Below are 13993 nucleotides of genomic sequence, written 5' to 3'. Positions count from 1 at the left end.
CGAGTCCCATGTCCAAAGACAAGTCCGCCGAACACACCCCGCTGATGAAGCAGTTCTTCGCAGCCAAGTCCGACTACCCGGACCTGCTGCTGTTCTTCCGCATGGGCGACTTCTACGAGCTGTTCTACGACGACGCGCGCAAGGCCGCGCGCCTGCTCGACATCACCCTGACCCAGCGCGGCAGCTCCGGTGGTGCACCGATTCCGATGGCCGGCGTGCCGGTGCACGCCTACGAGGGCTACCTGGCACGACTGGTCGCGCTGGGTGAATCGGTGGCGATCTGCGAACAGATCGGCGACCCGGCACTGGCCAAGGGGCTGGTCGAACGCAAGGTGGTGCGCATCGTCACCCCCGGCACGGTCACCGACGAAGCGCTGCTGGACGAGCGTCGCGACACCCTGCTGATGGCCCTGTCGCGCAACAAGAACGGCTATGGGCTGGCCTGGGCCGACCTGGCCGGCGGCCGTTTCCTGGTCAACGAAGTGGACACCGATGACGCGCTGGAAGCCGAACTCGCGCGTTTGGAGCCGGCCGAACTGCTGGTGCCGGATGAGGAGAACTGGCCGGAGTTCCTGCGCCAGCGCAGCGGCGTGCGTCGCCGCGCACCATGGCTGTTCGACGCCGACAGTGGCCGCCGCCAGCTGCTGAACTTCTTCAAGCTGCATGACCTGAGCGGCTTCGGCATCGACGACAAGCCGCGCGCCACGGCCGCTGCCGGCGCCCTGCTCGGCTATGTCGAGGAAACCCAGAAGCAGCGCCTGCCGCACCTGACCTCCATCTCGATGGAAACCGCCGGCGAAGCGATCGCGATGAACGCGGCAACGCGGCGCCATCTGGAGCTGGACACCCGTGTCGACGGCGATACCCGCAATACCCTGCTCGGCGTGCTCGACAGCACGGTGACGCCGATGGGCGGCCGCCTGCTGCGCCGCTGGCTGCATCGGCCGCTGCGCCTGCGCGAGGTGCTGGTGCAGCGCCACCACGCAGTGGAAACACTGATCGACCGTGGCGCGGACGCAGATATCCGCGAACAGTTCCGCCGCCTCGGCGACCTTGAACGCATCCTCACCCGCGTTGCCCTGCGCTCGGCACGGCCGCGCGACTTCTCGACCCTGCGCGATGGCCTCGGCCTGCTGCCGGCCGTACGCGAGGTGCTGGCACCGCTGGATTCACCGCGCCTGCAGACCCTGCACGCCGCGCTCGGCGAACACGACGAATGCGCCCACCTGCTGGCCAGCGCGATCGCCGACATGCCGCCGCTCAAGCTCAGCGACGGTGGCGTGCTGGCCGATGGCTTCGACGCCGAGCTGGATGAGCTGCGCCGCCTGTCGACCCACGCCGACCAGTTCCTGGTCGACCTGGAACAGCGCGAGCGCGAGAGCAGCGGCATCGCCACCCTGAAGGTCGGCTACAACCGTGTGCACGGCTACTACATCGAAATCAGCAAGGGCCAGTCCGACCGTGCGCCGGTGCACTACACCCGCCGGCAGACACTGACCAACGCCGAGCGCTACATCACCGAAGAACTGAAGGCGTTCGAAGACAAGGTACTGTCCGCCCGCGACCGTTCGCTGTCGCGCGAAAAGTACCTGTACGAGCAGCTGCTGGACACCCTGGGCACCCAACTGGAGCCGCTCAAGCAGTGTGCTGCCGCACTCAGCGAACTGGACGTGCTGGCCGCCTTCGCCGAACGTGCGCAGGCGCTGGACTGGGCGCGCCCGGAGCTGCAGGCCGAGCCGTGCCTGAAGATCGAGCGCGGCCGCCATCCGGTGGTGGAAGCGGTGCGTGACCAGCCGTTCGAGCCCAACGACCTGGACCTGCACCCGGACCGTCGCATGCTGGTCATCACCGGCCCGAACATGGGCGGTAAATCGACCTACATGCGGCAGAACGCGCTGATCGTGCTGCTGGCCCACATCGGCAGCTTCGTGCCGGCCAGCCGTGCGCTGATCGGCCCGATCGACCGCATCCTGACCCGCATCGGCGCAGGCGACGACCTTGCCCGCGGGCAGTCGACCTTCATGGTCGAGATGGCCGAAACCAGCTACATCCTGCATCACGCCACCGCGCATTCGCTGGTGCTGATGGACGAGATCGGCCGCGGCACGTCCACCTACGACGGCCTGGCCCTGGCCGACGCGGTAGCGCGCCGACTCGCCTACGAAAACCGCTGTTACACGCTGTTTGCGACCCATTACTTCGAACTGACCGCGTTGGCCGACGAGCAGCACGAGGGCGGACGCAGCGGCATCGCCAACGTGCATCTGGATGCCGTCGAGCACGGCGAAGCACTGGTGTTCATGCATGCAGTGAAGGACGGTCCGGCCAACCGCAGCTTCGGCCTGCAGGTGGCTGCCCTGGCCGGCCTGCCGCGTTCCACCGTGGCACAGGCGCGCCGACGCCTGGCGGAGCTGGAACAGCGCGGTGGCGAAAGCCATGCCGCCGAACTCGCCCCGCAGGCGCTGGATGCCCCGCAGCAGTTCGGACTGTTTGCCGCCCCGCCGAACAAGGCGCAGGAGGCGCTGGCCGCGATCGACCCGGACGAGCTGACCCCAAAGCAGGCACTGGAAGCGCTGTACCGGCTGAAGGCGCTGCTGTAAGGCAGGCCGCAGGTTCCGCCGGCCCTGCCCGGCGGACGCCCGCCATGAAGCCTTCGCATTGCCGTCGTGTACACGGCGTTATGCTCGGGCGGTTCGTCCTTCACAGACCGGAGACCGCCATGAACACCGAATCCCTCGCTGCATCCCTTTTCCAGCAGCTGCAGCAGGGCCAAGGCCTGCAGCAGGTCTCGCAGCAGCTCGGCCTGGACAGCAGCCAGGCCACCCAGGCCGTCGGCAGCGCGCTGCCGCTGCTGCTCGGCGCGATGGGCCAGAACGCCAGCGAACCGCAGGGTGCGCAGTCCCTCCTCAATGCCCTGCAGCGCGACCACCTTGGTTCGGGCGGCGGTGGCGGTGCTGGCGGCGGTTTCGACATCGGCAGCATCCTCGGCGCGGTGATGGGCGGTGGCGGCGGCAACGCCACCAACGGTGCCGGCATCCTCGGCCACGTGTTCGGCGGGCAGACCTCGCAGGCGGCCGAAGTGCTGGGCCAGAAGACCGGCCTGGACAGCGGCAGGTCCAGCCAGCTGCTGGCGATCCTGGCCCCCATCGTCATGTCGTTCCTCGCCCAGCGGTTTGCCCAGAGCGGCAACGCCGGCCAGCTCAGCCAGGCCCTGGGCCAGGAAGCACAGCACTCCGGCGGCGGCATCGGCAGCCTGCTCGGCGGTGCGCTCGACCAGGACGGCGATGGCCAGTTCGGCGCCAGCGATCTGTTCAAGCTCGGCGCGGGCCTGCTCAAGCGCTGATCGCGCACAACGATGCAAGCGCTGCCGATCATAGGCATCCACTATCGCATCGGTTGAATCAATCGAATTTACCCATGGTTAGGCGATGCCTATGGTGGGTGAGCGATCTGATTCCCTCGTTCGCCAGCCCACAGGTAGAGACCCATGAAAAGCGAAGCGAAGTGCCCGTTCAACCATGCCGTCGTCGGTGATGCGACGACCAACCGCGACTGGTGGCCGAACCAGCTGCGCGTGGATCTGCTCAACCAGCACTCCACGCGCTCCAATCCCCTTGATGCGGGCTTCGACTACGCCAAGGCCTTCAACGGGCTGGACTACAGCGCCCTGAAGGCCGACCTGAAGGCGTTGATGACCGACTCGCAGGACTGGTGGCCAGCCGACTTCGGCCACTACGGCGGCCTGTTCATCCGCATGGCCTGGCACAGTGCCGGCACCTACCGCATCGGTGACGGCCGTGGTGGCGGTGGTCGTGGCCAGCAACGCTTCGCTCCGCTCAACAGCTGGCCGGACAACGTCAGCCTGGACAAGGCACGCCGCCTGCTGTGGCCGATCAAGCAGAAATATGGCCAGGCCATTTCCTGGGCCGACCTGCTGATCCTGACCGGCAACGTCGCACTGGAATCGATGGGTTTCAAGACGCTCGGGTTTGCCGGCGGCCGTCCCGATACCTGGGAGCCGGACCAGGACGTGTACTGGGGCCGCGAGACCACCTGGCTCGGTGGCGACGTGCGTTACAAGCACGGCTCGGAGGGCGTGCAAGAGGACCACGGCGTGCTGGTTTCCGATGACGACGCTGATGGCGATGTGCACTCGCGCAAACTGGAAAACCCGCTGGCCGCGGTACAGATGGGCCTGATCTATGTGAACCCGGAAGGCCCGGATGGCAATCCCGATCCGGTGCTGGCCGCGCATGACATCCGCGACACCTTCGGCCGCATGGCGATGGACGATGAGGAAACCGTCGCCCTGATCGCCGGTGGCCACAGTTTCGGCAAGACCCATGGTGCCGGCCCGGCCGACAACGTCGGCAAGGAACCGGAAGCAGCGGGCCTGGAAAGCCAGGGCCTGGGCTGGGCCAACAGCTTCGGCAGCGGCAAGGGTGGCGATACCATCACCAGCGGCCTGGAAGTCACCTGGACCCGCACCCCCGCGCAGTGGAGCCACGACTTCTTCGAGATCCTGTTCGGCAACGAATGGGAGCTGAGCAAGAGCCCGGCCGGCGCCCACCAGTGGGTCGCCAGGAATGCGGACGCAGTGATTCCCGATGCGCACGATCCGTCGAAGAAGCACCGCCCGACGATGCTGACCACCGACCTGTCGCTGCGCATGGACCCGGCCTACGAAAAGATCTCGCGGAAATTCCTTGCTGATCCGCAGGCCTTCGCCGATGCCTTCGCCCGCGCCTGGTTCAAGCTGACCCATCGCGACATGGGCCCACGTGCGCGCTATCTCGGCCCGGAGATTCCGGCCGAGGAATTCATCTGGCAGGACCCGGTGCCGGAAGCCAGGCATCCGTTGATCGACGCCAAGGACATCGCCGCGCTGAAGCAGAAGATCGCAGCGACCGGCCTGAGCGTGGCCGAGCTGGTGTCCACCGCGTGGGCCTCGGCCTCGACCTTCCGCGGTTCGGACAAGCGTGGTGGCGCCAATGGTGCGCGCGTGCGCCTGGCACCGCAGAAGGACTGGGCGGTGAACCAGCCGCAGCAGCTGGCCAAAGTGCTGGCCGCGCTGGAAAAGGTCCAGGCCGAGTTCAACGGCGCGGGCGGCAAGCAGGTGTCGCTGGCCGACCTGATCGTGCTGGCCGGTGGCGTCGGCATCGAGCAGGCGGCAAAGGCCGGCGGCCATGACCTGAGCGTGCCGTTCACCCCGGGCCGCACCGATGCCAGCCAGGAACAGACCGACGTCGAATCGTTCGCGGTGCTGGAACCGGCTGCCGATGGTTTCCGCAACTACCTCAAGGGCGCTTACAGCGTGCCGGGTGAGGCGCTGCTGATCGACAAGGCACAGCTGCTGACCCTCACCGCACCGGAAATGACCGCCCTGGTCGGTGGCCTGCGCGTGCTCGGCGCCAATGCCGACGGTAGCAGGCACGGCGTGTTCACCCACCGTCCCGGCACGCTGAGCAACGACTTCTTCGTCAACCTGCTGGACATGGGCACCACCTGGAAGGCGACCGGTCGCGAAAGCTATGAAGGCCGCGGCCGCAGCGATGGCGCTGCGCGCTGGACCGGTACCCGTGCCGACCTGGTGTTCGGCTCCAACGCCGTGCTGCGCGCCCTGGCCGAGGTCTACGCCAGCGCCGATGGCGAGAAGAAGTTCGTGCAGGATTTCATCGCCGCCTGGACCCGGGTGATGGAGCTGGATCGCTACGACCTGCACGGTTGACCGGATATGCCAGGTGCCAACCTTGGTTGGCACCTGGCACAGCGCCCACCGAGGTGGGCGACTACCAGACTCTGCTGCGGGGCCTTGACCCGGTAGATGCCGACCTTGGTCGGCACATGGCACGGCGCCCACCAAGGTGGGCGACTACCAGACACTGCTGCGGGGTCCTTACCCGGGAGATGCCGACCCTGGTCGGCACATGGCACGGCGCCCACCAAGGTGGGCGACTACCAGACGCTGCTGCGGGGCCTTGACCCGGTAGATGCCGACCTTGGTCGGCACATGGCACGGCGCCCACCAAGGTGGGCGACTACCAGACGCTGCTGCGGGGCCTTGACCCGGTAGATGCCGACCTTGGTCGGCACATGGCACAACGCCCACCAAGGTGGGCGACTACCAGCGCCCGGGCGGCGCCGTCACAGGGCGTCGATATCACCCAATGCACGGATCAACCGGCGTGCGCGCTTGTCCGGCTTGTGCTCCGGTGCCTGGTAGCCATCACGCGCGGCAATGCGCAGCGCACGCTGTTCGGCGCGGCGCGCCTTGGAGGCCTCGCTCTCGGCATACAACTGCTGCGCCACCGGCGCCGGACCGCGCTGGTCGCTCAGGCCCAGCACCTGGATCTCGAAGTGTTCTTCACCGCGATCAACCAGCAGCTGCTCTCCCACGCGTACTGCGCGCGAGGATTTCGGACGCTGCCCGGCCACGGATACCTTGCCGGTCTCGATCGCCTGTTTGGCCAGGCTGCGGGTCTTGAAGAAGCGGGCCGCCCACAACCAGATGTCCAGACGGACGCTGGGCGCCAACGGGGAAAGCTCGGACATCGGTGGGGACTACTCCGTTCGCTTGTTCAGGGGGCGCGGATTGTCGGGGTCGGTGCGGCAGCCGCTGCCCCCGATCAATGCCGGCGTGCCGGCCGCCAGGTCCTGGCGCTGGCTGCCGACCAGGCACTCGGGGCGGTCGGTCGGCCGCACCTGGGTATCGCCCAGCCGGTCACCCGACGAACATGCGGCCAGTGCCGCTGCGATCAAGGCCGCCACGATCATCCGCATCGCCTGTTGTGGTTGATGCATTGCCACATCCTGCAAACCGGCTTGATGCTAGTGTGCGCCTCCCGGCAATCGATCACCACTCCATGGCCAAAGCGCCGCTTGACCTGACCTCCGGCCCGATCGGCCGCAACCTGCTGCTGTTCGCGCTGCCGATCCTGGCAGGCAACATCGCGCAGTCGCTGAACGGCTCGGTGAATGCGGTATGGGTGGGGCGCTTCCTTGGCGAAGCGGCACTGACCGCCACCGCGAACGCCAACAACATCATGTTCTTCCTGATCGGTTCGGTGTTCGGCTTCGGCATGGCCTCGACCATCCTGATCGGCCAGGCCATCGGTGCGCGCGACATCGCCCAGGCACGACGCGTGGTCGGCACCAGCGCCACGTTCTTCATCGGCCTGTCGGTGATCATCGCCATCGCCGGCTGGTTCCTGGCCCACCCGCTGCTGGCGGCGATGGGCACGCCCGCCGCCTCGCTGCCGTTGGCCGAGGCCTACCTGCGCATCATCTTCCTGGCGATGCCAACGCTGTACGCCTTCGCCTTCCTCAGTGCGGCGCTGCGCGGTGCCGGCGATTCGCGCACGCCCTTCCGCTTCCTGCTGGTCTCGGTGGTGCTGGACATCGCCCTGAACCCGGTGCTGATCTTCGGCATGGGGCCGTTCCCGGAACTGGGCATCGCCGGCTCGGCCTGGGCCACGCTGGCGTCGCAGACGCTGTCGCTGGCCGGCCTGCTGCTGTACATGCGGCACAAGCGGCACACGCTGTGGCTGGGTCGCGCCGACATGCACCTGTTCAAGCTGGACATGACCATCCTGCGCGCGCTGGTGGTCAAGGGCGTGCCGATGGGCCTGCAGATGGTGCTGATCTCGCTGTCGGTGATCATGCTGATGACCATGGTCAACCAGTACGGCACCGACACCGGTGCGGCCTACGGTGCATCGCTGCAGCTGTGGAACTACGTGCAGATGCCGGCGATGGCGATCGGTGCAGCATGCTCGTCGATGGCCGCGCAGAATGTCGGCGCGCAGCGCTGGGATCGCGTGCGCGGCACCGCGCGCCAGGGCATCGCGTTCAACTTCCTGCTGACCGGCGCGTTGATCCTGCCGCTGGTGCTGCTGGACCAGTATTCGCTGGCCTTGTTCCTGCCGCAGGGCAGCGAGTCGCTGCAGATCGCGCGGCACCTGAACCACATCGTGATCGGTTCGTTCCTGTTCTTCGGCGTCAGCTTCGTGATCTCCGGCGTGGTGCGCTCCACCGGCGCGGTGCTGCCGCCGCTGCTGATCCTGGCCGCGTCGCTGTGGGGCGTGCGCGTGCCGTTCGCCGAATTCCTGCAGCCGTACTGGGGTGCCGATGCGATCTGGTGGAGTTTCCCGGCCGGCTCGCTGGTGTCGATGCTGCTGTCGCTGGCGTATTACCGCTGGGGTGGCTGGCGCAAGGCGAAGATGATCAGTACACCGGTGCATGCCGAAGAACTCGCCACGCCCTCGGAGATTCCCGCCTGTCCGCCCTCGCCGGTGGCCGACCCGGATGCGGCGCTGGAAACCATTCCACCGCGTTGAACATGCACCGGTAGTGCCGGCCGCTGGCCGGCAACCCCATGGACGTCGCAAACATCGCGCAGTTGCCGGCCAGCGGCCGGCACTACCGCTTCTTCTTTTCCGCGTTGTGCCTGGCGGCAGCGCGCAGCAGTGCTTTCAGCGCCGCGGCGTTGGGCATGCCGCCTTCGTGGATGTCGATCGCGCGGCGTGTGCCGCCTTCCAGGCTGGCATTGAACAGGCGCTTCGGGTCCGGCAACGCGGCGCCGTGGGCGAAGGTCAGCTTCACCGCCTGCTTGTAGGTTTCGCCGGTGCACAGGATGCCGTTGTGCTCCCACACCGGTGTGCCGCGCCATTTCCAGGTTTCCTCCACGTCCGGCAGCGCCTCGTGGATCAGCGCGCGCACGCGGGCGAGGATGTCGCCGCGCCAATCAGCGAGCTCGGCGATGCGCGCGTCAATCAGGGCGGCAGCGGGGAGAGTGGCATCTGCGGGATCGGACTTCTGCGTGGCCATCGCGCGGTCTCGTTCGGGGAAAGAACCTGGGGGATTACATGCGTTCGCCAGGCAGCTGGCTGGCCTGTCGCACCCAGTCGAGGAACCGCGCCTCGTCCAGCGGCTCGTCCTCGGCAACGTGCAGGTAGCGCGTGTCGGCGCTCTTGGACGGTTCCGGCGGAACAGGCTGCAACATCGCGCCGCGGAAGAACGCGATCTTGATGTAGCGGGTGAAGCAATGGAAGCTGAGGAACCAGCCCTCGCCGGCAGCAACACCGTACATCGGCGAGTTCCATTTCACTGCCTTGTGCACGCCGGGTACGGCCTGTTCAATCAGCATGTCCAGGCGCGCCCCGATGGCCCGCTTCCAGCCCGGCATGGCAGCGATATAAGCCTGCACGGGCGCATCGCCCTCACCCTTGGCGATCTGCGGGTTACCGCCGGACAGCAGCTTCGGCGAGGCACTGTTGGCAGGTTGCTTGGCGGGCATCGCAGGGGCCATGACGGTCGAAGGCCCGAGCGTACGCCGCCGCCCGGCAGCGGTCACGGCGCACTGCGCCATGGCATCAGAGGCTGCTGCGGAACTGACGCCAGGTGGGCAGCTTGCGGGTCCCGCGCAGGAACCACATCAGGGTGGCCATCACCAGGCCGAACATCACGCCTGCCGCCACCCCGGCAAGCAACAGCAGTTCCAGTGCCGGGGCCCTGCCCTGCCACAGCAGCAGCCACATCAGTACCGTCCAGAAGACGCCGAACAACAGGCCCTGCAGCAGCGTATTGGTCAGGAAACCGGCCAGTATCGGCGGCGGCAGCGCGACGCCCAGCCGCCACAGCATGCGGTGCAGCAAGGGGGCCGCTTCCCTCCGTGGCACCCCGGAACGGTCCAGGAAGCGCAACGCCACCTGGATGTCCGCCGGGTATCGATGGTCGATCTCATCCATCCAATGAAACTACCGAGGCGGCAGCACAAACGCAAACGGCCGCCCGAAGGCGGCCGTCGCGACAACAACCGGAGTTGTTTATCAGCCCTTGGTTGCCAGGCGGGCAACCTTGGCGGCAGCAGCAGCAGCCAGGTCTTCCTTGATGCGGGCAGCCTTGCCTTCCAGGCCACGCAGGTAGTACAGCTTGCCGGCGCGGACCTTGCCACGGCGCTTCACTTCGACCGAGTCGATGATGGCGCTGTGGGTCTGGAACACGCGCTCGACGCCGTAGCCGTGCGAGATCTTGCGCACGGTGAACGAGGAGTTCAGGCCGCCGTTCTTGGTCGCGATGACAACGCCTTCATAGGCCTGCACGCGCTCGCGGGTACCTTCCTTCACCTTCACGTTGACGACAATGGTGTCGCCCTGGCTGAACTGCGGCAGTTCGCGGGTGATCTGGGCGGATTCGAATTCCGCGACGATGGACTTGTTCAGCTTGCTCATGGGTTACACCGATTCATTGTTCGGGTGGGCGTGTCATTCGACAGCGTGGGCTCATGCAGTCACCGGACTGTGCTGCACGTTTGTTTTGGGTACTGCGCACCGGCCGGGGCCGGCGTAATTGGCCATGATAGCCGATAAAGCAGGGCTGGCGCTAGGGCCTGCCCTTTTCTGCCAGCTCCTGGCGGGCCAGGGCCAACAGCGTGCGGTCGGCCTTGCCCAGTGCCTGTTCATCCAGCAGGTCCGGGCGCCGCTGCGCGGTACGGATCAACGACTGCTGCCGGCGCCAGGCGGCGATGGCGGCATGGTTGCCCGAGCGCAGCACGTCCGGCACGTCCCCCAGCGGATGCTGGGCCGGCTGGCTGTAATGCGGGCAGTCGAGCAGGCCGAGGTCGCCCTCGAAACTGTCCTGCGCCGCCGATTCGGCGTCATTCAAGGCGCCTTCCTGCAGCCGGGCCACCGCGTCGATGATGACCGCCGCCCCCAGCTCGCCGCCGGACAGCACATAGTCGCCGAGAGAAATCTCCTCATCGACATTGGCGGCCAGGAAGCGCTCGTCGATGCCTTCATAGCGGCCGCAGAGCAGGACCATGCGCGGCAATGCCGCCAGTTCCCGCACCTTGGCCTGGGTCAACGGCGCGCCCTGCGGGCTGAGATGGATCACCCGCGCAGGCGTCGGATCGGCCTCGCGGATCGCCTGCAGGCACGCCTGCAGCGGCTCGATCAGCATCACCATGCCCGGGCCACCGCCGAACGGACGGTCATCCACCCGGCGGTAGTTGCCCTCGGCGTAGTCACGGGGATTCCAGCCATGCAGGCTGAACAATCCCTTTTCCTGCGCACGGCCGACCACACCCAGCCCAGCGGACTGGGCGAGGAAATCGGGGAACAGGGTGATGACGTCGAAACGCATGCTCAGGCTCAGAACTCGGGGTCCCAGTCGACCACGACCAGATTGGCCTCGAAGTCGACCGAGGTGATGAAGTCCGGCAGCACGAACGGAATCATCCGTTCGCGGTCACCGCGCACGACCATCACATCGTTGGCGCCGGTACTGAACAGGTGCGAGACCTGGCCGAGGGCAACGCCTTCGACGGTCTTCACATCCAGGCCTTCCAGATCGACCCAGTAATACTCGTCGGCATTGGGCGGCGGCAGCGCACTTCGGGCCACGAAGACCTCGGTGCCATGCATCGCCTCGACCGTGTCGCGATCCTCGATGCCCGGGAAACGGGCCACAAGGTGCTTGCCGGTATCCCGGCCACGGGCGCCTTCAAGCGTCGATTCCTGCCCGTTGGGGCTGCGCAGGATCCACGGTTGGTAACGGAAAATAGCGGAACGCGGCTCGGTCCAGGACTCGAGCTTTATTTCGCCGCGCACACCAAAAGCGCCGACAATCCTGCCAAGCAGGATGCGGCGCTCGTTATCTTTCATCTGCGTTCAATCAGATGGGCCGCACCAGGGCGCGGCCCGTCAGGATCAGGCCGCAGCGGCCTGGGACTTGCTCGCTTCCTTGATCAGGTTGCGAACTTTCTCGGTCGGCTGGGCGCCGTTCTTGACCCAATGGTCAACGCGGGCCAGGTCCAGCTCGATGCGCTTCTCGCCACCCTGTGCAACCGGGTTGTAGAAGCCGACGCGCTCGATGTTGCGGCCGTCGCGGGCGCTGCGGACGTCGGTGACGATGATGTGGTAGAACGGACGCTTCTTGGCGCCGCCGCGGGTCAGTCGAATCTTGACCATGGTGGTTTTTTCCTATTGCCCAGTCGCCAGGATGGCGCGGTAAGCGGGCGATTATAGCGGCAGAGTCCGGCCGAGCCAACCCCGGGCGTCTACCCCGGGGTCAGATCCCCTTTACCGAGCAAAAGGGATCTGACTCCAACGGTTCCATTCAGGAAAGCGACTGCCAGGGCACCCGGGCCAACACCGCCCTGCCCTGTTCGGCCAGGGCCTGCGAACCCGGCAGCACCTGACCGTCGATGGCGTCCAGCGCCCACACCCCACTGGCGTTGCAGGCGAAAGCCGCCCGCATGCCGGCCAGCTCATCCAGCCGCAACGGCCGGATCTGCTGTGGGCCCACCCAGCCCGCCTGCAGCAGCGCTTCAGCGGTTCCCCGCAGCGCAGGCGCCTGTGGCCAGATCAGGTGTTCGCCGTCATGCACGGCCAGGTTCCAGGTCGTGCCCTCGCTGATCGGCCCGTCGGCAGTCACGAACAGCGCATCGTCGACACCTGCTGCCAGCGCCGCACGGCGCTGGGCGAACAGGGCAAACGTACCGACATGCTTGATCTGCGGCAGCTCTCGCTGCCATGTCGCGCTGCGTACGCGTTTCGGCGCGGTCAGCGCGACCGGCGCGGAGACGGCAACCAGTACATCCACCGGCACGCTTGCCAGCGGCGCGCGGAAATCGAAACGGCGCGAGAACACGGTGACCCGCATCGATGCGTCGACCTGGCCGGCCTGTTGCAGCGCCTGCGCCATCCACGCCTGCACCTGCGCGATATCGAGCCCGCTGCCGAACAGTTCCTGCGTTGCACGCGCCAGCCGCTGCAGATGCAGATCAAGCCCCTGCACCGAGCGGCCGCGCACCTGCAACGAGGTGAAGTGGCCGTAGTTGGTCAGCGCCGGCAGCAGGTCTTCGGCCCGCGCCGTTGCGCCGTTGCAGGTCACCGTCATCGCAACAGTGCCTGCGCCTGTTCCCACATGCCACGCAGCACGTCGGCGGCCGGCGCTGCCGGTGCCATCCATGCCGACTGCCCGGCCCAGGCCTGCATCGCAGCAAGCCGGTTTTCCTGCGTGGCCTGCCTGCGCATCGGAGCGGTCAGGCCACGCTGCACCGGGTACGGGCGCGGCGCAGGTGCACCCTCGGCGGCAGCGGCGCGCACGTAGGCAGTCGCCAGGCCACGGCCCAGGCGTCCACTGAACGCGCGCGTCGGCCAGGTGTCTTCGGGTTCGCTGCGGGCCAACGCATCGGCCCATGCCGGCGCCAACGCCGCTTCGGGTGTGCGCAGGAAGGCCGTGCCGATCTGCACCGCGCTGGCCCCGAGCATCAAGGCAGCAGCAATGCCGCGACCGTCGCCGATTCCGCCCGCAGCGATCACCGGAATATCCAGGTTGTCCGCCAGCCGCGGCAGCAGTGCGAACAGGCCGACCAGCTGCTGCTCTGCACGCATCGGATCGAAGGCGCCGCGGTGGCCGCCGGCTTCGGCGCCCTGCGCGACCACCGCGTCAGCACCGGCGTCCTGCGCAGCGCGTGCTTCGGCCAGCGTCGTAGCGCAGGCGATCCAGGCGATGCCCGCATCCTTCAACTGCTGCACATGACGCGGCGACAGCACGCCCATGATGGTCGAGGCGACCGCCGGCCGTGCCGCCAGCAGCGCACTGAACTGCTCCTCGAAATCGGCCGGCGTGGCATCGGCTGCGCTGGCCGCAACCTCCGGCCCCCACTGGCCCAGAAACGCACGCGTGCTGGCCTCGGCAGCCACATCGCGCACCGGCGCGGGATCGGGCAACCACAGGTTCACCTGCGCCGGCCCGCTGGACGCTGCACGGAAGTCCTGCATCCAGCGACCGATATCCGCCGCCGGCGACAACACGGCCCCCATCGCGCCCATGCTGCCGGCGTTGGCCAGCGCGGCGGAAAGCGGAACCGGACAGGCACCGGCCATCGGTGCCAGCAGGATCGGCAGCTGCAATGAAAAACGCCGACAGAAATCGTCGGCGCGTTCGAGAATCGGCGAAAGGCTCACGCGACGCACCTGTGGGAGGAGTC

15 protein-coding genes are annotated in these 13993 nt (G+C 67.3%); 4 read left to right on the top strand and 11 right to left on the bottom strand.

Features of this window, described 5'->3' with window-relative positions; all coding sequences use genetic code 11:
• Positions 1 to 8: 8 nt before the first annotated feature.
• The 3 genes from mutS to katG all read left to right on the top strand — a co-directional run bounded on the left by mutS (position 9) and on the right by katG (position 5728).
• Positions 9 to 2600, top strand: a complete 2592-nt coding sequence (mutS, locus tag LMF57_RS05945; RefSeq protein ID WP_229291077.1) for a DNA mismatch repair protein MutS — start codon at positions 9 to 11, stop codon at positions 2598 to 2600.
• A gap of 119 nt (positions 2601 to 2719) precedes the next feature.
• Positions 2720 to 3343 carry a DUF937 domain-containing protein gene (locus LMF57_RS05940; protein ID WP_208081971.1) on the top strand — a complete coding sequence of 208 codons (624 nt, stop codon included), beginning with the start codon at positions 2720 to 2722 and terminating at the stop codon, positions 3341 to 3343.
• A 144-nt stretch (positions 3344 to 3487) separates the two neighbouring features.
• The gene (katG, locus tag LMF57_RS05935; protein WP_229291076.1) at positions 3488 to 5728 is read left to right on the top strand and encodes a catalase/peroxidase HPI; all 2241 of its coding nucleotides are present in this window, start codon (positions 3488 to 3490) and stop codon (positions 5726 to 5728) included.
• Positions 5729 to 6144: 416 nt separating this feature from the next.
• Here katG and LMF57_RS05930 read toward each other — a convergent pair whose 3' ends face one another.
• On the bottom strand, positions 6145 to 6552 hold the full coding sequence (locus LMF57_RS05930) for an RNA-binding S4 domain-containing protein (RefSeq protein ID WP_025873812.1): 408 nt from the start codon (positions 6550 to 6552) through the stop codon (positions 6145 to 6147).
• A gap of 9 nt (positions 6553 to 6561) precedes the next feature.
• Entirely contained in the window at positions 6562 to 6801 is a 240-nt protein-coding gene (locus LMF57_RS05925; protein WP_025873813.1) for a hypothetical protein, read from the bottom strand.
• A gap of 62 nt (positions 6802 to 6863) precedes the next feature.
• On the opposite strand from LMF57_RS05925, the gene LMF57_RS05920 reads away from it, so the two are divergent.
• Positions 6864 to 8336 carry an MATE family efflux transporter gene (locus LMF57_RS05920; protein WP_117309830.1) on the top strand — a complete coding sequence of 491 codons (1473 nt, stop codon included), beginning with the start codon at positions 6864 to 6866 and terminating at the stop codon, positions 8334 to 8336.
• 82 nt (positions 8337 to 8418) lie between these two features.
• Here the strand turns inward: LMF57_RS05920 and LMF57_RS05915 are convergent, their stop codons facing one another.
• From LMF57_RS05915 to LMF57_RS05875, 9 genes are all read right to left on the bottom strand, one after another.
• Positions 8419 to 8826 (bottom strand): DUF1801 domain-containing protein, encoded by a 408-nt coding sequence (locus tag LMF57_RS05915; RefSeq protein WP_117309829.1) that lies wholly within the window; start codon positions 8824 to 8826, stop codon positions 8419 to 8421.
• A 34-nt stretch (positions 8827 to 8860) separates the two neighbouring features.
• A complete protein-coding gene (locus tag LMF57_RS05910) occupies positions 8861 to 9295 on the bottom strand; it encodes a DUF1801 domain-containing protein (protein WP_117309828.1) in 435 nt (144 codons plus the stop codon).
• 76 nt (positions 9296 to 9371) lie between these two features.
• A complete protein-coding gene (locus LMF57_RS05905; protein WP_117309827.1) occupies positions 9372 to 9746 on the bottom strand; it encodes a DUF6404 family protein in 375 nt (124 codons plus the stop codon).
• 81 nt (positions 9747 to 9827) lie between these two features.
• A complete protein-coding gene (gene rplS, locus LMF57_RS05900) occupies positions 9828 to 10229 on the bottom strand; it encodes a 50S ribosomal protein L19 (RefSeq protein WP_117309826.1) in 402 nt (133 codons plus the stop codon).
• Between the two features lie 151 nt (positions 10230 to 10380).
• Entirely contained in the window at positions 10381 to 11139 is a 759-nt protein-coding gene (gene trmD / locus LMF57_RS05895) for a tRNA (guanosine(37)-N1)-methyltransferase TrmD (RefSeq protein ID WP_229291075.1), read from the bottom strand.
• Positions 11140 to 11147: 8 nt separating this feature from the next.
• A complete protein-coding gene (gene rimM / locus LMF57_RS05890; protein ID WP_049470186.1) occupies positions 11148 to 11660 on the bottom strand; it encodes a ribosome maturation factor RimM in 513 nt (170 codons plus the stop codon).
• A 45-nt stretch (positions 11661 to 11705) separates the two neighbouring features.
• Entirely contained in the window at positions 11706 to 11966 is a 261-nt protein-coding gene (rpsP, locus tag LMF57_RS05885) for a 30S ribosomal protein S16 (RefSeq protein ID WP_025873821.1), read from the bottom strand.
• A 148-nt stretch (positions 11967 to 12114) separates the two neighbouring features.
• A complete protein-coding gene (locus LMF57_RS05880; protein ID WP_229291074.1) occupies positions 12115 to 12897 on the bottom strand; it encodes an aminotransferase class IV family protein in 783 nt (260 codons plus the stop codon).
• Positions 12894 to 13970, bottom strand: coding sequence for a nitronate monooxygenase (locus LMF57_RS05875; protein ID WP_229291073.1), 1077 nt, complete (start codon positions 13968 to 13970; stop codon positions 12894 to 12896). The genes LMF57_RS05880 and LMF57_RS05875 overlap by 4 nt, the downstream gene beginning before the upstream one ends.
• Positions 13971 to 13993: the final 23 nt, after the last annotated feature.

It is taken from the genome of Stenotrophomonas sp. SI-NJAU-1, from assembly GCF_020883215.1.
In the GTDB taxonomy this organism is placed as follows: Bacteria; Pseudomonadota; Gammaproteobacteria; order Xanthomonadales; family Xanthomonadaceae; genus Stenotrophomonas; species Stenotrophomonas indicatrix.
Note: the sequence above shows the minus strand (reverse complement) of the source record. Positions and strands in the feature narration are given on the sequence as shown.